The sequence below is a fragment of the Pleurocapsa sp. PCC 7327 genome, from assembly GCF_000317025.1.
In the GTDB taxonomy this organism is placed as follows: Bacteria; Cyanobacteriota; Cyanobacteriia; order Cyanobacteriales; family Microcystaceae; genus Hydrococcus.
Genome location: NC_019689.1, coordinates 2,737,679 through 2,759,886 on the forward strand (window position 1 = coordinate 2,737,679; position 22,208 = coordinate 2,759,886).

Annotated in this window: 16 protein-coding genes, 1 tRNA gene and 2 pseudogenes; 3 read left to right on the forward strand and 16 right to left on the reverse strand. The window is 43.9% G+C overall.

Translation table 11 applies throughout. From position 1 onward, the window contains the following. Positions 1-51: 51 nt before the first annotated feature. The 6 genes from PLE7327_RS12160 to PLE7327_RS12185 all read right to left on the reverse strand — a co-directional run bounded on the left by PLE7327_RS12160 (position 52) and on the right by PLE7327_RS12185 (position 8,498). The gene (locus tag PLE7327_RS12160) at positions 52-984 is read right to left on the reverse strand and encodes an Npun_R2821/Npun_R2822 family protein (protein ID WP_015144127.1); all 933 of its coding nucleotides are present in this window, start codon (positions 982-984) and stop codon (positions 52-54) included. A gap of 10 nt (positions 985-994) precedes the next feature. Beyond that, entirely contained in the window at positions 995-1,990 is a 996-nt protein-coding gene (locus tag PLE7327_RS12165; protein WP_015144128.1) for an Npun_R2821/Npun_R2822 family protein, read from the reverse strand. Between the two features lie 271 nt (positions 1,991-2,261). Further along, on the reverse strand, positions 2,262-2,648 hold the full coding sequence (locus tag PLE7327_RS12170) for a YMGG-like glycine zipper-containing protein (RefSeq protein ID WP_015144129.1): 387 nt from the start codon (positions 2,646-2,648) through the stop codon (positions 2,262-2,264). A 222-nt stretch (positions 2,649-2,870) separates the two neighbouring features. Continuing rightward, the gene (locus PLE7327_RS12175) at positions 2,871-4,976 is read right to left on the reverse strand and encodes a bifunctional diguanylate cyclase/phosphodiesterase (RefSeq protein ID WP_015144130.1); all 2,106 of its coding nucleotides are present in this window, start codon (positions 4,974-4,976) and stop codon (positions 2,871-2,873) included. Positions 4,977-5,056: 80 nt separating this feature from the next. Then, entirely contained in the window at positions 5,057-5,509 is a 453-nt protein-coding gene (locus PLE7327_RS26575; RefSeq protein ID WP_041393218.1) for a response regulator, read from the reverse strand. A 685-nt stretch (positions 5,510-6,194) separates the two neighbouring features. Beyond that, positions 6,195-8,498, reverse strand: a complete 2,304-nt coding sequence (locus PLE7327_RS12185; RefSeq protein ID WP_144266118.1) for a CHASE4 domain-containing protein — start codon at positions 8,496-8,498, stop codon at positions 6,195-6,197. Between the two features lie 135 nt (positions 8,499-8,633). On the opposite strand from PLE7327_RS12185, the gene PLE7327_RS12190 reads away from it, so the two are divergent. The 3 genes from PLE7327_RS12190 to PLE7327_RS12200 all read left to right on the forward strand — a co-directional run bounded on the left by PLE7327_RS12190 (position 8,634) and on the right by PLE7327_RS12200 (position 11,282). Next, positions 8,634-10,298 (forward strand): iron uptake porin, encoded by a 1,665-nt coding sequence (locus PLE7327_RS12190; protein ID WP_015144133.1) that lies wholly within the window; start codon positions 8,634-8,636, stop codon positions 10,296-10,298. A gap of 147 nt (positions 10,299-10,445) precedes the next feature. Then, entirely contained in the window at positions 10,446-11,177 is a 732-nt protein-coding gene (gene radC / locus PLE7327_RS12195; protein WP_015144134.1) for a DNA repair protein RadC, read from the forward strand. 33 nt (positions 11,178-11,210) lie between these two features. Continuing rightward, a tRNA-Val gene (locus PLE7327_RS12200) sits at positions 11,211-11,282 on the forward strand. A gap of 36 nt (positions 11,283-11,318) precedes the next feature. Here PLE7327_RS12200 and PLE7327_RS12205 read toward each other — a convergent pair. From PLE7327_RS12205 to PLE7327_RS24385, 10 genes and pseudogenes are all read right to left on the reverse strand, one after another. Beyond that, a complete protein-coding gene (locus tag PLE7327_RS12205; RefSeq protein WP_015144135.1) occupies positions 11,319-12,914 on the reverse strand; it encodes an Hsp70 family protein in 1,596 nt (531 codons plus the stop codon). A 111-nt stretch (positions 12,915-13,025) separates the two neighbouring features. Further along, positions 13,026-13,325 carry a hypothetical protein gene (locus tag PLE7327_RS12210; protein ID WP_015144136.1) on the reverse strand — a complete coding sequence of 100 codons (300 nt, stop codon included), beginning with the start codon at positions 13,323-13,325 and terminating at the stop codon, positions 13,026-13,028. Positions 13,326-13,363: 38 nt separating this feature from the next. Next, positions 13,364-14,014, reverse strand: coding sequence for a uracil phosphoribosyltransferase (upp, locus tag PLE7327_RS12215; RefSeq protein WP_015144137.1), 651 nt, complete (start codon positions 14,012-14,014; stop codon positions 13,364-13,366). Between the two features lie 125 nt (positions 14,015-14,139). Then, entirely contained in the window at positions 14,140-15,765 is a 1,626-nt protein-coding gene (locus tag PLE7327_RS12220) for a TolC family protein (protein WP_015144138.1), read from the reverse strand. Between the two features lie 428 nt (positions 15,766-16,193). After that, entirely contained in the window at positions 16,194-17,744 is a 1,551-nt protein-coding gene (ggt, locus tag PLE7327_RS12225; RefSeq protein ID WP_015144139.1) for a gamma-glutamyltransferase, read from the reverse strand. Positions 17,745-17,886: 142 nt separating this feature from the next. After that, positions 17,887-18,507 (reverse strand): annotated as a pseudogene (locus PLE7327_RS26580) (hypothetical protein). Positions 18,508-18,883: 376 nt separating this feature from the next. Then, a complete protein-coding gene (locus PLE7327_RS25290; protein WP_051036426.1) occupies positions 18,884-19,777 on the reverse strand; it encodes a hypothetical protein in 894 nt (297 codons plus the stop codon). 103 nt (positions 19,778-19,880) lie between these two features. After that, positions 19,881-20,288, reverse strand: coding sequence for a hypothetical protein (locus PLE7327_RS25295; protein ID WP_051036427.1), 408 nt, complete (start codon positions 20,286-20,288; stop codon positions 19,881-19,883). Further along, positions 20,254-21,222: pseudogene (locus PLE7327_RS25820) on the reverse strand (tubulin-like doman-containing protein). The gene PLE7327_RS25295 and the pseudogene PLE7327_RS25820 overlap by 35 nt, the downstream one beginning before the upstream one ends. A 635-nt stretch (positions 21,223-21,857) precedes the next feature. Then, positions 21,858-22,073 carry a hypothetical protein gene (locus tag PLE7327_RS24385; protein WP_051036430.1) on the reverse strand — a complete coding sequence of 72 codons (216 nt, stop codon included), beginning with the start codon at positions 22,071-22,073 and terminating at the stop codon, positions 21,858-21,860. Positions 22,074-22,208 lie beyond the last annotated feature (135 nt).

Below are 22,208 nucleotides of genomic sequence, written 5' to 3' on the forward strand. Positions count from 1 at the left end.
GCGTTTTTCAATTTTCAAGAATTTTATTTTGGCTCGATAAGCTATAAACTCTTATTTTCGCTTGCCGATCGCTTTTTTAATGTTTTGTTTAACTTGAGCCACGAATTTTTGCCACTGACTTTCTTGTTGGGTTGGCAAAACAACTTGAGGCGGTTTTGTTTCTCCCAAATAACGGTAGTATTCCCAGAGTTCTCGATAAGCGCCGCCAGGGATCATGGGCGTACCTGCCCAGTGAAGGTATCTCAATCGATTCTCTCCGTCATATAAAACATGCTCTTTTTCTGTAAAATGTTGGGAACCTGCCCAGCTACCGGGTTCTTTATCGGAAATTTTAACCAAATTCAGTCTTTTTTGTGTTGTTTTGAGAACAATATAATTAAGAATTGGTTGATCGGTTGTTTTGTAAGAAAAGTCAAAATATTCTCGATGTTGGGCGCATTCTTGTAATAATTCGTACAGTTGAGATTCTGAAAATATTCCTTTTTTAGATGCCCAAAAGCCGCTATTAAAAACATCTTCTAATTCGCGATCGCTAAAGATTCCTTGCTCTTTAACTACAGAAGAAAAAATATCGGCTAGTTGTCTTTTTTTATGGTGATAATCGCAGCAAACAAACTCATATTCAGATAAATAGTTTAAAATATCGACAATTTTTTCAAAAACTAGGATATCTGTATCGATATAAAGAAATTCATCTAGTGGTCCAAACCACTGAACAAATTTCCGCATTTTGTTAGGGTTGTTTAAGAAATCTCTATCGAAAATTTCTCCAACTTTTTGCGTAAATTTTTCCAGGAAATCTAAATCGGGAAAAATTTCTACATTATGCTTTTGTTTGAGAATATTAGCTACTTTTTTATACTGTTCGTTGAAAGGAATCAAGAAAACGGAAACATCTCGGTCATGATAGCGGATACTATTTAGGAGTGCGATCGCATTCTCGATAACTTTATCATTAGCAACTATATAAATGCCGCGATTCATCTATTTGACCTCAAAATGTCAATCCTAATTTTTTCAAGACTTTTTTAGCCAGATTGGAAGATTGTCGATAAGGTTTCGCTTTCTCATTAAAATTGGGACGTTGTTCTGGTTCGTAAAGATAGCGGTAATACAAGAAAATATCTCGATAGGGAAAGCTAAGATTTTCTCCCGCACAGACTTGAGCAAAGACGCTGGAGCAAATCCCAATATAGTGCAAATAAGTCAAGCGATTGCCTTTATCGTAGAGCAAGTTATCTCTACTTTTAAAATGCCTGGAAGTAATGCTGCACCCCGTTCTTTGATTTTTAGAAAGCTGGAGCGACAAATTATAAATCGAATAACCCGATCGCATCATCATATAGTTAATCAAAGTTTGATCGGGAGCCATAGGATAGAGAATTTCTGCTTCTCCAGATTTGAGGCGATCGAGCAACCAATTTCTTCTCTCTTCGTCAAATAAATCTTTTTTAGAGGCATAAAACCCCGAACAAAAAATTTCAGATTTAATTCTTTGTGTTGGAAAAATTTCTGTTAACTTAGCTGAGGAAAGTTCGTAAACGTGAGTAGGATCTTTATACTGAAAGTCATAAACAATACAATCGTCGAGATCGAGTCGAGCAAAGATCGAGTCAACCGAATCTAAGAGTAAGGTATCGGCATCCATGTAAAGAAAGCGATCGAAAGGAGCATCGAATGCACAATAGCGCCGATGGGTGCCAAAGCGATGATATCCCCTACTTCCTACCTTACCCCAACGCTCTCTTGCAGTCGGATGAGTATCCCAAGCCGACCGAGCAAAATTATCCCATTTTTCGATCGAGTTGCGATCGTCGTACAACTGTACGTTAGGGCGCTTGGCAATCTCAGCCGCAATTTTTTCGGTATTGTCGTCGTAAGGATAAACACAAACGGGAGTTTCCGAATCTGAATTGGCTTCAATGCTATTAAGTAAAGCAATTAGTTGGTCGTAAACTCGGTCGTTAGCTAAGGTACAAATTCCATCCATAAATCTAAATTACAAGCCCCAATTTAGTTTAGCTAATTCAGTCAACTTGAGAAATTGTGACCGAGTTTTGTTGATTTGCCTTTTGAGTTACATGCCAATTGCATTTTAACCAGAATGGGCTAGGATTATGAAAAAAACCTGCCACAACTGCATTAAGTCAGGCAGGCTATCATGCACAAATAAATTCCCAACGGTCTTCAAATTAGCTTTTTAACGATCGACCCCCGTAAGAGGAATTGACTCGTTAGTCACCCTATAAAGAAATTAGAACTTAGTCTTTAGTGATGTTGACAACTACACCAGTGACTGCTCCTTTGATGGCATTATTACCTAGCGAGCTATTGTTGGTAATTTCGCCAGTTACTGCATTAGCTGCTGCCCCAACTGCGGCATCTTGAATGAGACTGGGAAGGGTACCGCTATTGCGATTATGCGTCGCGCTGACTGCTGCGCCCGCTGCCGCCCCTCCTACCGCATTTTTCCAGGTACTGCTTCGTCGATCGAGAATTTCTCCAGCAACGACTCCGGTAGCTGCTCCTACAGCAGTATCCTTAATTAGATCGGCACGAGCAGGTTGAGATGGCAATAAAATAGTTCCTAGGATGCCAGTGGCAACGATCGCCGGAGCGAACAAGGTGATTTTTTGTCCTCTTGTCATTTCTCACTCCTGTTAGTAAAGTTTTTATGAGGCTCTATTAACCTTTTTTAAAGGCTATTGCGATCGCTTGAGGATGTCAGTCCCACTCCAATTGGGAAAATTTCCGATCCCAATTGTGGAAAATAGTAGAAAAAAAGGGAAAATAGTAGAAATTCAAATGGGGACAATCCAATTGGTAATTGGCAATAGTGTCGTAGGGAAATTAATGGTATTGCCCAATTGTTAAGCAAACTTTATCGCGATTTCTGGGAAATTACTAGCTATCCAATCGGTTACAGCTTCTGGTGCCAGCGGTTTAGAAAAGAAATAGCCCTGCGCGCAATCGCATTTGAGGATTTGTAACTGTGCCAGTTGTTCGGCGGTTTCCACGCCTTCTGCGGTCACTTTTATGCCTAAACTGCGTGCTAAAGTAACGATCGCTCGAACGATGTCCATATTCTTGCTAGCAATATGCATATTATTCACGAAGGCGCGATCGAGCTTAAGCGTATCAATGGGAAAAGAATGGATGCAACTGAGCGACGAATATCCCGTCCCAAAATCATCTAGCGATAACTGCACGCCTAATTCTTTGATTTCGGAGAGAATTATCGCTGCCGTTTCCTCGTGTTCGTTCATCAAGCCCGTTTCGGTCACTTCTAGATTCAGACAGCTGGCCGACAAGCCCGTTCCTTTGAGAATGCGATCGATTTGTCCGGCTAAATGGGGTTGAGACAACTGTTTGCGAGATAGGTTGACACTCATCGTCAAAGACCGACAGACTGGGAACTGTTCCTGCCACGCTTTCATCTGGCGACAGGCTTCTTGAAGTATCCACTGACCGAGCGGGATAATTAACCCCGTTTCTTCTGCTACTGGGATAAAGTCGGCTGGAGAGATAATGCCCCGATCTGGATTTCGCCAGCGTACCAGCGCCTCGAAACCAATACCTTTGTTGGTGCTCAGAGAGATAATCGGTTGGTAATTGAGATGAAATTCGTTGCGTTCGAGCGCTTGTCTGAGTGACGTTTCTAGCTGTAATCGCGCCTGCACTTGGGCGTGCATGGTAGTATCGAAAACCTCGTACCTAGCTTTCCCTAGAGCTTTGGCGCGATACATGGCAGTGTCGGCATTGCGAAGCAGGTCTTCCGGTTTCTGGCAATTTTGCGAGTTGAGAGCGATGCCGATGCTTGCCGAAATGTATACCAGATGACCCATGAGGCTAAAGGGTTTCATCAGGTCGTCATTAATTCGCTGGGCTACCCGCGTTGCATCGCTAATATCCCTGATGTTTTCTAGCAAGATAGCGAATTCATCGCCTCCCAGACGAGCGACGACATCTCCTGGTCGCAGGCACTTTAGCAGTCTTTTTGCCACTTGAATCAGCAATCGATCGCCGACCAAATGTCCCAAACTGTCGTTAATTATCTTAAAGTGATCGCAATCTAAAAAGATAACAGCAAATAAATAATCAGGTTGTCGTTTGGTACGCTTGAGGGTACGCTCTAGGTGGTCGATAAAGAGCGTTCGGTTCGACAAACCCGTTAGCTGATCGTAGAGAACGCGGTGATGGCTTAAATCGGTCTGAGAGCCTGCGATGCGATAGGGACGACCGTTAGCAGTGCGAACGGCTAGCCCTCGACTGAGCGCCCAAAGGTAAGTACCGTTGCAATGCCGAATGCGATATTCGCTTTCAAAGTAGGGAGTAATGCCTTTGAGGTGGTTGCGCAACTTCATTTTAAATCGCTCCAAATCTTCGGGATGAATCCGCTGTAACCACTGATTGAAATATTTAAAATTCTCTTTTTCTTGATCGCTTAGACCGATGGTCGCTTTCCAGCGTTCGGAGAAATAAACTTCATTGGTGGTTAAATTCCAGTCCCACAACCCATCATTAGAGCCTTGAGCGGCTAAGGCATATCGTTCTTCACTCTCTTGCAGCGCTTCCAAGGTCTGCTTGCGATTGATGGCATAGCGAATCGATCGCTCTAGTAAAGAAGCACTAATCTCGCCTTTAACCAGATAATCAGCTGCGCCGGCTTGCATGGCTTCGAGGTCATTTTCCCGCTCTCCCTGGCCGGTGAGCATGATAACGGGAACTTTACAACCATTGGCGATCGCCTCTCGCAGGAGTTCTAGCCCATTAGACTCGCCCAAACGGCAGTCAAATAGGTAGATCTCGTGCTGGTTCTTTTGCACCGCTTCTAGTGCGGCTGCGTAATTGCTAACCCACTCCAGTGTAAATTCAGTTCCCTCGATGTCAGACAATAAATCTTTGAGGAGGATAAAATCATCCTCATCGTCTTCCACTAATAGGATTCTTAATTGTTGACTCCTTGTGTTACTCATAATCGTTTATCAGTTTTCAGCGATCGGGGGTTCGCAAGTACGACAATCATCATTAAGTATTCCCGTTTTCTTCTGATTTCTTACGCTTGCGGTGGAAGTTCTACAACTGCGAACCAGTATTTACCTAGCGTTTTCATGACTTCAACCAATCCTTCAAAAGTGACAGGCTTGGTGATGAAAGAGTTAGCGCCCAGATTGTAGCTTTGGCAAATATCCATCTCTGCTTTCGAGGTGGTTAAGACGACGACGGGAATTCCGCGTAGATTGGGATCGACTTTGATTTCTTGCAAGGCTTCGCGACCGTTCTTTTTAGGCATATTCAAGTCGAGCAAAATCAATCCGGGACGGGGAGAAGCACCGGGCGCAGCGTATTTGCCCCGGCGGTATAAATAATCCATCAGTTCTTCGCCATTGCTGACGAAGCTCAGATCGTTGGCGAGTTTGCTCTCTTCTAGAGCCTCTTGGATCGACATGCGATCCTCTTCGTCGTCATCGGCGATCAAAATGGTTGTAAGTTTGTTGGTCGTTTTCATAGTTCGCTTACGGCTGATTCCTGTTGGAAAGGGGGTTGAATGATAAATGATAAAAGTAGATCCTTGCTCTGGAACACTTTTGGCGGTGGCGATTTTGGCGAAAATTGCCAAACCGATATCCGTTCCTTCGCATTCCGCCGCGACCGTGCAGGCGTTGACATACCTGAAAAATGCGATCGCTATATTTTCATCAAACCCGATCCCATTGTCTTTAACTGCGATCTGATACTCATCGGGTTGCGATCTCGATCGCATGTTATCGATCGTGACTAGGGAGGTTTTCCTCCCGGCGATGAAAAAACACTAAGTGTAGAATCAAGACATCCTGGCGGAGGAAAGCCTCCTTCGCTTAACGAGCAACAACTACATCTAGTCAGCCGATTAGTAGAAGAAAATAATGACGCAACTCTCCAACAATTATGCGATCGCCTCGAACAAAGAACTGAGAGCAAAATTAAGGAAAACGAGCTTATGGGAAGCGTCCTTATAATCGGGCAGCAATATACCCCTAATTGGCGCGATCGCCCTCTCAGGTTTATTAGCTCCTTTTACTTTTGAAGGGTGGACAGAGCGAGAAGCTTTCATTACTTATGTCAAGGAAGTTCTAATTCCTCTACTTTCAAAAACCCCCCGTACAGGGGTTAGTCGTTAATTGTTTCCCCATCTCAGAAATCTCCCCATACTCCTAGTCCGCTTCTCTAGCCTGTCGAATGGGTAAGGTAACGATAAAGGTCGCGCCTTGACCTGGAGTACTTTTAGCTTCGATAAAACCGCGATGGCGAGCGACGATTTTGGCACAGATAGCGAGTCCGATCCCCGTTCCTTCGTACTCGTTACGACCGTGCAGGCGTTGAAAAACCTGAAAAATCCGATCGCGATACTTTTCGTCAAAGCCGATGCCGTTGTCACTCACTGAGATCCGACAACGATCGCCTGTTAACCTTTCTCCGAACACTCGAACTATTAGTGGTTCCTCCTGGCGGCGAAATTTTAGGGCATTGCTCAGCAAATTCTGAAACAATTGACGCATCTGTAGCGGATCGGCATCGATAGTAAAGAGTTCGCCAATTTCTATGCGTCCTCTCGTCTGCTGAATTTGCACTTCAAAATCGGAGACGATCTCAGCAATCAGTTTGTTGAGATCGACCGAGACAAATGGTTGAGCTGTAGTGGTCACGCACGAGAAAGTGAGTAGATCCTGGATCAGGATTCGCAGGCGCTGCGCTGACTTTCGTATTCTCTCTAGATAATCTCGACCTCGATCGCCGAGTTGGTCGGTGTAATTGGCTTGCAGGCGATCGCCAAATGCCTCGATTTTCCTGAGGGGTTCTTGTAGGTCGTGGGAGGCGATATAGGCAAACTGTTCGAGTTCGGCATTGGATCGCGCTAATTCTACCGCCTGTTGTGCCAAGGCTCGTTCGGCGAGTTTGCGCTCTGTGATATCGCTCAGCGAGCCTGCCATGCGGTAGGGTTTTCCCTGTTCGTCTCGTACTGCCAGTCCCCGACAAAGTACCCAGCGATACGATCCGTCTTTGTGCCGCATCCGATATTCATATTGAAAGTAAGGAGTCTGACCGTTTAAGTGAATCTCTATGCCCCATTCGATCGACTCGCGCTCTTGGGGATGTACTCGCTCAAACCATTCATTGGGATCTGGATCGATTTCGTTATCTTCGTAGCCGAGAATGGCTTTCCAACGCGGGGAGAAATAAATTTGGTCGGTCAGCAAATCCCAATCCCACATGCCATGATTAGCGCCTTCAACTACCAGAAAATACCGCTCTTCGCTCTCTTTAAGAGCTATCTGAGATTGCTGGAGTTGTTCGAGCGTCGAGTTAAGAGCGCTAGCTAGTTGAGATAATTCATCGTTACCCGCCAATAAAACCCTTGCCGACAAGTTGCCAGTAGCTCCAATCCGATCGATTAGGTGGGTAAGTTGACCCAGACGAGAGAGGATTAGCCTCTCTAGCAGCAGCCAACTCAGACCGCAGAAGACTAAACCGATGACTAGGGTAGTCCAGAAATAGTAGAGAAAACTGCTTTCTGCATGTACATGGGTGTTTCGGTCTATTTCTATGCGCACGATCGAGGCGGGTCGAGCGAAAATATCGCGCAGCAAAACATAGGACGCGATCGCGTTGTTAGTCAGGTTTTTTGCAGCGACTGGCGCATTTTTAAGTAATTGAGATCGCACGGACTGCACGTCTGCTGGCTGTTGGGGATCGCGATCGCGATAAAGGCTTAATTTTACTTGCATAATTTCAGCCAGCCTTTCAATCTCTGCGCGATCGAGAAAGCGCCCCATAATTAACGTTCCGCGAACGGGTTCTTGTTCCTGGCTGGTGAGGATAGACCGAGCGCTCAGAAGCATCAGACCCTCTTGTAGGAGAACAAAACCCTTGATACTTCCGTCCGTTCGAGAATGACGCAGCAGAGGCGATCTGTCTTGAAAAATTAGCGCCATCAAGTCAGCAGGCAATGCTCGTCTTTTTTGGCTCTGTAGGTCGAAACCCTGTCCAAAGACGATTTGTCCGGATTGGTCGACAATCAGAAAAACGTTGAGCTTCAAATTGGTGAATGTTCGGTTTACTAGATTTGAGGCTATATAAGCGGCATTCCCATCTTTAACAAATTGGTAGGTATCGTCCCATTCAGCCCAATCGCCAGCCATCAGATCTAGCTGACAAATCTCGTGGGATAAAACATTCTGGACTTGCTTGGCATTCAAGATAGCCCTTTCTCGATTGAATTTGGCATAGCTGTTGAGCAAAATAATCCGAGCAGCAGTAAATTGACCGACGAAAAGCACTAAAAATGCAATGCCAATCGCGGATACTACTTTACAACGAAGTCCTGACATTTGTTTGGGAATAATAGCTGACATGAGTTTTGGGGAAACTTTTTGCGGTTCGATTCCCGAAACCGGGCGATCGAAAGTCCCCGTTACGCTGAGATGGCCAGCGCTAGACTGACACCTAGAATTCCCCAATCGCGATCGGAAATAGCAACGTTTTGCTGAATATTTTTTGCTTCTGTTGAATTTGGGCAATAATTTTGGGAAATTTAAATTTAGAGTTTCGATTGGATCGATTCTCGAATCATTATTCTTATAAGGTGTGAGGATATGACAAGCTTAAGAAAACTAGGACAATACGGGCTGCTCGGGTTAATGCTGTTGGGTTCGATAGGTCTAACGGCGACCAATGCTCTAGCTGACGCGATCGCTCCTCAAAGTCGCGAAACTCCTGCGGCTAATGCCGATTTCCTCCAACAACTCGATCGCTACAATAATCAGAGCGATTCCCTCGACCAAGTGACTAGCGTCCAAGAATTAAAGGACGTTGCTCCGACAGAGTGGGCATATGAAGCATTGCGGAGTTTGGTGGAACGCTATGGCTGTATCGTCGGCTATCCCGATAGTACTTACCGAGGCAACCGTGCCCTAACCCGTTGGGAGTTCGCCGCTGGTTTGAATTCCTGCATGAATACCATGGAGCGTCTCATTCAGGAAAATGTTGCCGTTCTCAAGGAAGACGTGGATACGCTCAAGCGCTTGGCACAAGAATTTGAAGCCGAACTAGCTGCCCTAGGCGGACGAGTCGATAACTTAGAAGGGCGCGTCGCTTTTTTGGAAGACAATCAATTTTCAACAACTACTAAGCTAACGGGCGAAGTCGTTTTTGCCGTTGCTGCCGCAACTAACAACGGCGGGACGGATAATCAAGCCGTTTTCCAAAATCGGACGCGCTTATATCTAGAAACTAGCTTTACAGGAGAAGATATTCTCTATACTGGACTGGCGGCAGGCAATTCTCCTCGTTTCGACCTTCCTTCTCAAGGAACGGGCGTTCCCACTGGCGAAGGGATCTTTACCTTCCAGGATTATTTCGACAATGATGTCGCGATCGATTTTCTATCCTACTTCACGCCGATTGGCGATTGGGCTGAAGTTTTCGTGACTGCTGCTGCCGGAGCTACTTCAGACTATTTACCTACTGCTGGTAACGATCCCATTGACGATGGCGGCGATGGCGGTTCTGGTGCCCTGACTCTCTTTGGTGCCCACAATCCGATTTACTATATCGGAGGTGGCGCTGGGGCAGGATTTAACCTCAAGTTCGGCGATACATTTACGCTCAGTACGAGTTATCTAGCCGGGCCTGCCGATGCCGCCAGTCCAGCGGAAGGGGCTGGAATTTTTAACGGGGATTACGCAGCTTTAGGGCAGTTGACCATTACGCCCAATGACAGTCTGACGTTTGTCCTGACCTATGTCAATAGCTATCATAGTGCTGGTACGCCCATCTTTAACTATGGCTTTGCTACTTTCCCCGATAGTACAGGAGTTGTCGGGACAAGCTTTGCTAACTTTCCTGGCGGCACTGATGCTAGGGTTAGTGCCAACTCGTTTGGCGTTGGTGCTTCTTATCGGGTTGCGCCGCAATTCGTCGTCAGCGCCTGGGGAGGATACACGATCGCCGATATTCGCAATTTCTCTGAGGACGGAGAAATTTGGAACTACGCGCTGTCTCTTGCCTTTCCTGATTTGTTCGGGGAGGGAAATTTGGGCGGTTTGATCGCAGGCGTTCAGCCCTATTTGGGCAACCCCGCTGAAGTGGGTTTGGTTGGTGCTTCTAACAATATTCCCATACACATAGAAGCTTTCTACCGCTATCAGCTCAACGATAATATTTCCATCACGCCTGGAATTGTTTATCTAAACGCGCCCGATCAGCAGGACGATGAAGATGCGATCTTGGGCGTTGTCAGAACGACTTTTACGTTCTAATAATGCCTAGCTATTAAAGACGGGGGCGCGAGGGAACTTTTATTGCGCCCTCTCAGTTCCTCGTAAGGCTTTCTGAGAATTAATAATCTCTGAGGCCCACAAAACTAAGATATTGCTCCCAGTTAAGTCGTAAAACTGAACTCATTCATGACCTATAGTCTCAGGATTGCCGATATTCCTAGCAGCGAACGACCTCGCGAACGATTGCTTAGTTTGGGAGCCAGACACTTATCAACGGCTGAATTGTTAGCCATTTTACTTGCTACGGGTCAAGGAAAAGGAAAACTCTCTGCGATTGGCTTAGGGCAGTATATTTTACAAGAATTAAGCAAGCACAAGCGCGAACCTTTGGATGTTTTGAGAGATATCAGTCCTCAAGAGTTGATGGCGATTCCAGGAATTGGACCAGCAAAAGCTACAACCATTCTTGCTGCTGTTGAATTGGGCAAACGAGCGTTTCAAATACGACCGATGGAAAAGGTTGTGATAGACAGTCCTGATGCAGCAGCGGCAGCGATTAGTCTGGATTTGATGTGGCAGCAACAAGAGCGATTTGCCGTCATTTTGTTAGATGTCAAGAACCGTTTCATCGGTACTAAAGTGGTAACTATCGGTACTGCCACTGAAACATTAGTTCATCCTCGCGAGATTTTCCGCGAAGTTATCAAACAAGGAGCCACGAAGCTCATCATCGCTCACAATCATCCTTCTGGTAACTTAGAACCGAGTCAAGAAGATATTTCTTTAACGGAGCAGTTATTACAAGGGGCGCAATATTTAAGGATTCCACTTTTGGATCACTTAATCGTCGGCAATGGCGATCGTCAAAGTTTGCGACAGATAACCGATCTGTGGGAGAAATACCCTCAAAACGATTGATAGTTGAGGTTTATGTTAAGCTTGGAGAAAGAAGGGCGATTGGCACAGGGGTAGCGCACTTCCTTCACACGGAAGGGGTCACTGGTTCAAATCCAGTATCGCCCATTTTTACGTTTGATATAACTTTAGGCGATCGCCCGCTCAACTCAACTGTGCCACAATCTGATTTCTCAGTAGTGTTTCTTGCCTAAGTAAATCTTCCACGTTAATTCGCAAGAAACGCTGTTCGTCTACCCAGAATTGCAATTTAATGCGATCGCTTCCCTGACTCCCCGCAGGATTTAGTTGCGCGATCGTTCTTGCCCCATCGCGATCGTTGAGAGGGCGAACCGTGGTTTCGCCACTGCCAACGGAACGAGTTACCAAGCGATCGCCTTCAAAATATACCTCAGTTCCTCCCGTGTCTGCACCCAATTCACCGATAATTAATTCGATGCTGGGTTGATTTTCCACAGAGGCACCCAAGGTCAATTCAACAGGATTGCCCATCGGATAGGGTTGCCCTGCCCTAATAATCGGATGCCAACTATGGGCGTTTTTGCGGCGATTCCAGTAGCGAATTCCGTAACTGTGATAGAGAAAGTCTTTTAATTCAAATCCTTGAGCTAATTGCAATGCGCCCAATGCGATCGCTTCAAAGGGGCGATCGCAGCGAATTTTGGCTTCATCGAAGTATTGTTTGACCCAATTTTGTACGGCAGGAATTTGTACCGTTCCTCCCACTAATAACACGGCATCGATATTGGTTATTTCAATTCCATTGCGCCTTGCTTGCTGCAAGACTTGAGTCATTAATTCGTCTAATTGCTCAAAAAATTGCTGTTGTTTGAGAATTTCTTCAAAGCGATCGCGATCTAATGCTAATTCGTAACTCTCAAAAGTTTCATCATTAAAATAAACTTCAGTTGCTTGTGTTTGAGAAGAGAGTTGAATCTTTAGTCGTTCTGCCAAACGAGTTGTTAAAGGAGATTTTGGCAATCCTTGTGTTTGAGCAAAATAATCGACTAACCAAGAATCGAGATCGGAACCCCCTAAATTCGTGCCTGCTTTGGCTAAAACGCGGGCGAGTTTGGCTTTTTGTCCCGAATTATTGCCAAAGAATTTTTCGCCCCATTTAAGAATAAAGCCCTGCGTTTTTTGTTTGTTATCTAAGTCCAACTGAACTAAAGAAAGGTCGATCGTTCCGCCGCCAAAATCGACGACTAAAAGCAAATTTTCGTCCGTCGTACCGTACCCCAGCGCCGCTGCCGTCGGTTCGTCGAGAATTCTAATTTGTTCGATCGCCCAAGATTGACAGACTTGACTCAACCAACTGCGATAGGTTTCAAAGCTATCGACGGGGACGGTGAGGACGAGAGAGTCGGGAGTTTGGGAGGTTTCTTCTTTGAGTTGGTTAATCAACGTCGTTAAAAACCATTCCCCGACTCGTTCAAAAGTGATGATTTTTTCATCTAATTCTGGCAAAAACCCTTGTATTTGCGCGCCGATTCCCCGTTTGAAGCTACGGAAGAAGCGGGGATCGTTGGCAAGATCCAAACCGCGATCGCGTACTGTCTGTCCCGCGACGATCTTAGCGCGACTGGCATCTTCTACATACACCAAACTGGGAATCAGAGGGGGATTATCTCCCAGTTGTTGGGACAGTCCCGATAGTTTTACGGTTTCGGGCTTTTCGGTTGCTGCGTTCCAACGGGTAATAACGGTGTTACTGGTACCGAAATCGATGGCGTAGGACACTTTTCAGTTATTAGTTGTCAATTATCAGTTATCAGTGTTACATAATTTACCCCCTAGCAGAGCTATGAGTTCGGAGTTGGGAACGATCTTCCTCCAACTCCGAAGTCACCTTTAAGGTAACTCCTCTGGTTGGGATGGACTGCCATTATTTGGATCTAGCTGCTGGCGAACATCGTCGATCGCGCTATTGAGTTGAGCTATTTTATCTTCTAGGCGGCGACGCGCTCTTTCCATGCTTTCTTCTGTCTCGAATTTAGTCCCTTGACCGGGCGAAAGCAAAGACCGCTCATCTTGGCTGGGTTCTTGAGATTGCCGACGAGTGGCTACGACTGCTCCCAGTAAGCCGCCGACTGCGCCGCCGACGATCGCTCCTAAGAAAAATCCTGCGGTAAAACCATCACGCTGACTCATAGTTCTTTTCCCTACTGTATCTACAATAATGCGATCGCTCAGGTTCCGAAGGCGCGATCGCCTGCATCTCCTAACCCCGGTACGATATAACCTTTACTATTTAGTCCTTCATCAATGATAGCGGTATAGATATTCAAGCTAGGATATTTTTCGCTCAATTGTCGCAAAGCGGGCGGTGCAGCCACGACAGAGATAATCCGTATCAGTGCCGGATCTCCTCCCCGACGGGTAATTTCTGCCATTGCCGTCATAATCGAACCTCCCGTCGCCAGCATTGGCTCTAAAATCAACACTCGCGTCTCGGAGGCAAACTGTTCTGGCATTTTGTTTAAATAACAGCTAGGTTGCAAGGTTTCTTCGTTGCGGACTATTCCCAAATGGTAAATTGAAGCCAGAGGAAGCAGCGCCTGCGCTCCATCCAACAAAGCGAGTCCGGCGCGGAGAATGGGAACGACTGCGATGGGAACTTCCGGATCGATCAGCGTAGCCGAACATTCAGCTAATGGGGTTTGTACAGTTGCCTCCAGCGTCGGCAGCCAGTGGCGAGCGGCTTCGTAGGTTAACCAGCGTCCTAATTCCGTCATCGCGGTTTTAAAGAGGACTGAGGGCGTATTTGCATCGCGAGCAACTGCCAACCAGTGTTTAATCAAGGGATGGTCGGGGACGTATACTCGTAATTGTAAAGTCATTCGATTTTAGATGTTAGATTTTGGATGATAAAAGCAAAGGGGAGTCAAAAGTTGACAGTTAAAAGGCAAAATTCATTTTTCCTTTCTCTTGTTTCTTGTTTCCTTATTTGCTCCCCACACCACGATTAACGGAACTCAAATAGCCGATTATCTGGCTGATTGCTAACGAATCGTTGTAGTTGGTTCAACGACTGATTGTAACCGATAATTGCCTGTAGGAACTCGCTGCGAGCTTCGGTCAGATCCCGTTGCGAGTTAATTACGTCTGTTTGGGTGCCGACTCCTGCTTGGAAACGCAAGCGAGCTAGTCGCAGCGATTCTTCAGCCCGTTGAACGTTGAGCCGAGTTGTTTCGATATTTTCTTGATTGGCGATGAGTTCATAGTATGCTGTTTCGACCTGCGTGCGAATTTGGTTGCGCTGTCTGGCGAAGGCATTGTTAGCCAGGTCGATATTTCTTTCCTGCTGCCTCGCTCTGGCAAAAGCTGCCCCGCCATCGAAAAGCGTCCAGCGCATTCTGGCTCCAAAGCTATAGCCGTCGCCAATCCCAAACTCATCATCGAAATTGTCATTGAAATTGTATTGGGCAAAGAAATCAACTTGCGGTTTAATGTCGGCTAGCGCGATCGTTCGATCGCGTTCGCTAATTTCTCTCTGTAGCAGCTGCTGCTCTAATTCTGCTCGATTTTTATAGGCTTGGACGATACTTTCTTCTAAAGACAACGGCCACCTGCCAGCCTCTCTGATTTCATCGGCAGCCGTTAGCTCGACTTGCTGACCTACACTCAAGACTTCTGCCAGATTCCGCCTAGCCGTGCGTTGTGCTGAAATCGCTCTAGTTAACTGTTGGTTTGCCCTAGCTAAGTCTACTTCAGATCGCAACGTATCGAAGCGCGTTCCCAAACCAGCTTGTTCGAGGAGTTGGGCATCTCGCAAACTCTGAGTCGCATCTTCTACGGCTGCTTGAGCGATCGCAACCTGAGCGTCGGCATTTTGCAATAGGTAATATCTATCAGTCGCGTTAAAGCGGGTTTCTTCGGCAAGGCGTTCTACATCTAACTCGCTTTGACGCAAGGCACGTTCCGCTCGTTCGATCTGCGCGCCTCTGCGCCCTCCCGTATATATGTTGTAGCTCAGTTCGAGGTTTCCCTGGAAATTGGTACTTTCCGAAAATCCAAGTCGCGCATCTTGTGCCTGCTGAATAACTTCTCCTGTAAAGGGGTTTCTTTGGGTAGGTGAGGAAGGAATTTGCGTTGTGTTTCCGGTGCGATCGAACTGGACTTGAGTGGACAGGTTGGGTAACAGAGCGGCTTGAGCTTCTTGTAACTCAGCCTGCCGACGTTCTAGGGTAATTCTGGCTTCCCGAAGGTCTTTGTTATTGCGCAGTGCCAGTTCGATCGCTTGATTGAGGGTAATGGGCTGAACGTTTTCGATGTCAACCTCTTCCGGTTTGGTGGGAAATTGTAGCGGATTAGCGCTCGGATCGAGATTTTCTGGGGCTGGCTCATCTTTACGGGTCTCGGCGGGCGCTTGAGAGGGTTGAGCTGGCTCTAATCCGGGAAGCGACTCCCTAGCTGGAGGAGCTGGCTGCTCTTGCCTCTGCGCTACGTTGACGTTCCGATGCTCGACTTGAGATAGCTTCTCGAATTTAGTGCGAGGGGGCGTTACTGTCTGTGCAGTTGCTGATGTTCCCCAAACAAGGGTTAAGACTGCACCGACGCTGGCTGTCATGAGATAACGAATAACTAACATTGGCTCTAGTATAGGTTTCGTTCTTAATAGGTAATTATGCAAGAAAATCCGAAGTCATCTAGCAAGAACGATTAGATTTTGAAACAGACTTCTTGCTAAATAGCTTAAAGCTTATTTAATCGGTAATGAATTGAAAATTCAAGGAAATTGTTCCTTCATCATGAAATCTTGCGCCTTCTCAACAACTGCTGCTGTCATTAATTTCCTGGACGAGCGAAAAAGTCTTCCCAAGAAGACCCGATAGGAATTTCAGTCGATTTTAATTAAGTTGAGCTTTGAGCCTAGAACTTTAGTTCTAGGCGTTGATGCCAAAGGTGCAAGATCTGAGTTCATCCAAACTTTCGTGGCGATCTCCTCCTACTTTCTCCTATGGACGTACAACCATGCCCCCTTGTATCTCTATCTTTGTTATAGGGAGTGAAATGGGATTAAGCGATCGCTACCCCTTCCCGTCGAGGATCGCCGCGTCCTTCCATGCTTCCGTCGGGGTTTTTTCTGACTGCATGAACGCCGCCAAAGAACATATTTTTCTCTTGCCACAAAACAACTTGAGTGGCTTCTGGCAGACGCAATCGTTCGAGAGTTTCTGCCCCAAACATGGGTTCGATACTGAATATATTATTTTCCCAATGCACCCTCGGATTTTCTACAGCTTCTGCGAGCGATAAGTTAAAATCCAATAAATTAGAAATGACTTGTAAAATTGCCGTTCTGATCCGATTGGAACCGCCCGAACCTAAGACTAATTCTGGTTTTCCGTCTCTTAAGAGGATCGTTGGCGACATCATCGAAGAAATGCGGCGATCGCATTCCCAATTATGAAAGCCGAGGGGATTCAAGTCGGCTTCTCCAAGCATGTTATTGAGCATGATTCCCGTTCCTGGGATGACATAGGAAGACCCTTCTCCGTTAGAAACGGTAACGCTTGCAGCATTTCCTTCGCTATCGAGGACGCTGATGTGAGTGGTGTTGCCTAATTTGTTGACGGCAGCATCTAATCGCGATCGATAATGTTCTAAATACCGTTCGTCGAGAAAATGTTGCTCTATATTTTTTTGATAAAGGCGACCATCGTAATTATGTTTTCTCGCTTCATTAGTCAGGCGCATGACTTGAGCTAATATTTCCAAATGTTTGTGACTGCCAAATTCAATTTGATTGAGATCGAATATTTCCAAAAGTTTGAGAGCAAAAGCAATTAACGTTCCGCCCGAACTCGGTGGAGGATTGGTCAGTAATTCCCAGCCGCGATAGTGAATTTTTAGCGGTTTTCTGACAAGAATTCGATAATTTTCAAGATCTTCTAGGGTTAAATATCCCCCGTCTGACAAGTCTTTCACTAATTGATGGGCAATGTCTCCCTCATAAAATATTTTGATTCCAGAGCGAGATATTTCAGTTAAAGTCGCCGCTAAATCTTTCATGTAGCAGATTTGTCCGGCAGTTAATAATTTCCCATCTGGCGCATAAATTTGCCGAGATTCAGGATATCTTGTCAGAATCGGTTCGAGTAATTTAAAGGTAAAACTATTAAAATGATTAACAATCAATCCATTTTTGGCACAATCGATCGCGGGTTGGACGACGACTTCAAAGGGCAATTTACCCAATTTTTGATGAACTTTCCAGATTCCTGCTAAATTTCCAGGCGTGGCGATCGAACCCAGTCCGATATGAAACGTCTGAATTTCGCCGCCAAAGTTAACATGAATGGGATAGAAATCAATTTTTTCTACAGGTTTTTTATGACGGGGAGTTTGACAAAAAAAATCAAATAAAATACTTTGATTATCTTTAGTATGAGCTAGGAGAAAACCGCCGCCAGCCGGAGAGGAAAGAACGGATTCTGCAACAAATGCCGTTAAGACAGCCGCGATCGCAGCATCAAAAGCATTCCCGCCCAAGGCAAACATAGCTTGCCCTGCCTCAGCAGTTTTTTGATGTCCAGCAGCAATAACCCCTCGATTTTTTTGACTCATTTCTCTTCGCTGTTTCTACGTTGGCAATAGCTAGTGATAAATACTTATTATCTCTACCAGGCTTCTATCAGTTTTTGCAACACAACCAGTTTAGTGCGAGAGAAATAATTCTAAACTTCTAAAATCTTTGATTCTGTATTGTTTACTTCTGTTCTCCTGGAGGGATAAAACGTATTTCTATCCTGCGCCTATTTTCATCAGGATTGCGATCGCGCGGAGCTAATTGTCCTGATGCTAAATACAATTGTGCCGCAGAATAGGCTCTAAATTTTATATTTTTTAAACGACTCGTTTTTTCTAATTCTTTTACCACGGCTAAGGCTCGCATTAACCCTAAATCTACATTAGAGCCTGGTTTGAGTTTATTAAAGGCTTGACGACCTTGCGCTATTTCTTCTAGGGTACTATCTAAATTGCTGGTTTTGTTAATTTCTTGACCGTCAGTATGACCGATGACTTGAATAAAATCAATCTCTCGTTCCTTAGCAATCTCTTCAATTTTTGGCGCGATCGCAGTTTAAATATAGCTTGTCAGTTTGGTTGTTAACTCAGCACTTCCCGATTTAAATTTAAATTTCCCTGACTGCTCGTCTATGATGATAGGGGAAGCCGCCTGCAAGCGTTGGTTTAATTCTAAAACTTGCAATAAAACAAGTAACAAGAAAAAACTTATAATCATGAAAGCGTTAGACATTAAATCTGTAAAAGATTGAAAGATATTTACAGATTCATCGTCTTGATCATATAGCGATCGCCTGGTCATTATAGAACTCCTAAGTGATTACTTTTTCTCTCTAAGAATTTTTATGGTTAGTTTGTCCATTGTTTAGTATTTTCTTTCAAAGTGTTGACTAGATTAGTCAAATTAGATTTTGTCTCATTAAGCTCGCTGATATATCGAGCAAATTTATCGGCTAATATTTGAATTTGTTTACTATTATTACCTAACTGTTTCTCAGCATTAGCAACAAAGCGATCGCCTAATTTCTAGAACTAAATTTGTGCTTTTTCTTTACTATTTTTCAAGGCTTTAATTAAATTATTGATTTTGGAATGAACTTGTTTCAAACTATCTTTTTCATTGGTTAGTTTAGTTTCAGTTAAGTTTATTATTCTGGTTGACTGTTGGTTTAAGTCACCTATTCTATTAAATCTACCATTTTTTGAACAGAATTTTGTAGGTTTGTTATGACTACTTCTATAGATTGGGTAGATTGATTCAAAGTCGATGTTGACTGAGCAAACTGATTCTGCATAGTAGCTAAATTGGTCGTAGCTGCTAATAATTTGTCAGCAAACTGACTTTGCTTAATTGTTTCTGATGCTTCAAGAAAACTCATCGCACTATTTTGTAGTTTCGCGGAGGATTCTTGCATTTGACTATAAAGTTTCTCAGCTAATTTACTTGCTTTCTGATTGTTATCAATAAGTTTATACATATTATTTCCAAGAAATTTAGTTGACTGAGAAAATGCTTTTTGAGTTGTGGCTAAATCTGTGATAATAGTTTCTAAATTTTCAGAGAATTTGCTCTTTTCAATCTTTTCAGAAGCTTCTAGAAAAACAAGAATACTATTTTCTAATGTTTGACAAGATTTTTGGAAATGAGGAACAATATCAGCAATACTCTCTACTTGTTTATCTAGGAATGAGGCAGCTTCTTGAAAAGTATTAGCACTCCTAGCTAATGTACCAGAAGATTCAAGGAATCTCTGATAAACTTCTCTAGCTAATGCATTAGATATTCTATTCTCTTTAGCAATTTTATCTGCGGCACGTCCCAAGGTTGACTCCAAGACTTGTCCGACTTTTTCATAAAATCTAGTTAAGAATTCATTCGAGTGTTCTAGATCGTCACTTCTTTTCTCGTAATCAGTTTGTAAGATTTTTAATAAGTTGTCAAAATTGTTAGCTTGGGTAGCGATCGCCTGCACTTCTTGCTGTAAAATTTTGACAATTTTTAGTGCTTCTTGGTTAAGTGCATAGTCAAAATTATGTTTGGTCAGCTTACAAACATCTTGAAGAACTCTCATAGATTCTTCTTGGAACTAACTATTTTTTTGGATATTAATCCCAAAAAAACCTTTTCTTTGTTCGAGATCTTGAATTATTTGACTTGCATCTTGCTATTTTCTTTCAACATCCTTGGCGATCGCTTTGATTTTGACACGCCAAAATTCGTTGTTCTAATTGATTTTTCCAGTTATTGATTGTCTGGATGAAAGTTTTATTATTATCTCGAGCAGCTTCTTCTAGTTTGAGAGTAAAAATATCTCTACTATCTCTGTCAGAACGCCAATTAAGCAAAAAACTTTCTAATAAAGCCTGAGTATCTGGACTTTGCCCTTCACCATTCAGCCAGAAAGATAATAGCTTTAATTTAATATGATTTAAAGAAACTTGAACGGTTAAATCGCGAGGAAAATAAATTTTTGCGAGTCCAAAAGTTAAATAACGCTGCACATTACGGCGAGGATGCTCATCTGTTCTAGAAAGTTTTTCCAGAAAATTATTTTTTTCCTTGAATGATTGGCGATAATTCATCAGCGAAATCTAAATAAATTTTATGAGCAATAATATTAGAAAGCTTGCTTTTTTCAATGATTTTATGATCGTTGGCAGTTTGGTTTGAAACCAAATAAACAAAATCAAAAGGCGGACGAGTTTCATTGACATCAATTAAGTGTTGAGAATCACAACGGGCTTCAAACGTAGTATTCTCAGAAGCATAATAATTCAATTCCTTTAATGCCGCATAAGTATTGGCATTCATACTAGGAGTATTACCATATAACTCTGGGCTGATTATTAAGTAACCAACAATTTGATTTTCTTTATCGCCATAAGCTCATCTGAGACTATAAGCCACATCTAAAAACATGCCGCTTCCCGTTCCTCCACATAGGGAACCAACGACAAAAATATTCAATCCCGGTTCGAGAATAAGCCCTTTTTCAAGGAGTTTTTGGTCATGTCCTCTAGTGCGATTTTCAGCTGTTTCAATGGCTTTTTGAATCTTGCGATAATTGTGAAAAAAGGCTAATCTTCCTACGGGTCTAATCCTGCTTGCTCCATCTTCTATAGCTTTGATATTCTTGAGAAGCTGTGGGACAAACCAGCACCCAATGCGATTGTAAGGTCCCTCTCTTTCATAGATCGAACGACGTTCCAAACCTTGAGCTAAATCGTTAACTTCTTGACTGCTCATTGTCGCTACAACTTTTTCGGCATCGCGGAATAAAATATCTTCGCCATGATAAGTATTCCCCGTCCGCAAGCCAGAGATTTGGCTCGCTCCTCTATCTGCATCAATATGGACAAAACTTACCACTGGGAGTTTGCTTAATTTGCCATAGCGATCGATAATTAATCGGCGAATTTGCATCAAAACATCTCGACCCGTTCCTCCTAAGCCAATACAAAGAGTTTGCTTAATTTGGCAAGATTGCTTTTCATTTTTTAAAGATTTATTCTTCATATTTTTCCTGATTAGATAATTGTTTATTTACTTGAATAATTAAATCGAAATCACGAGATTTATAAGGGCAATTTAGTTTAATGTAATTTCCCTTGAGTTGTTGACGTTGGGTAATCTCTCGACCTTAGTAAGAAATCGGTAAACTTTGGGAGATCGGTTCTAAATAAAGGTTGGTTCCTTCCCGTTTTAAATACCCTCTTACTTCCGAATCAGGACAATCAATATCATCGCCGATCGCAAGGCTTTGTTGATGCCGTAAAAAACGAATTTTCTCCTCTTGACTATCTTCATAGCCAGGTTTTCTTAAGGCTCATTAAATATTTGATGCCTAACCCCCCGAAAACTAAAATCGCAACCAAACTTGAGAAAAACATTAAAGCAGGAAACCATAATTGCAGAAGTTTCAATCCATATATCCAAAGCAATTCCCGGTTCGGTAAACAGAGGTGCATCTGTCAGCCAGACTACCGACTGAGGCTTGATGGGTTTATATTGGACTAGACGACATTGGTTAATTTGTGCGAGTTCTCGATAAATAACTCGGCTAACTGAATATCTGTCCTCTGTTGAGTTGCATTAGATTGAAAAGAAACGGCTTTTAAGATGCGATCGATTTCCTCTTCCTCTGGTTTTCCCTAGAAGGAAATAGCGGTTTCCAGGGAAATAACCGTCGATGCGAGAGGGTTAACCGTTGATGCAAAAGGAACCACATAGACAGAATCTCCTTTTTGCAAGCTATCTTTAATAAGCTGGCGCAGACGAATGCGCCCTTCATCATTCAAACCGATGCTCTCCGTCAGATCGATCGCCAATACAACATCTCGTCCGCGAAAAAGAGCGACTAATTCCAATCCCGCTTTTTGCCAGAAATTAAGATTTTGCTAACTGGGAGCAACTGCTTGACAGGTAGTACTCAAGGCGGTTTTGCTAAAAACTAAAGGCTACTATCATAGAGTTCCCATAGATTTGGCAAAAGTAACAAACAG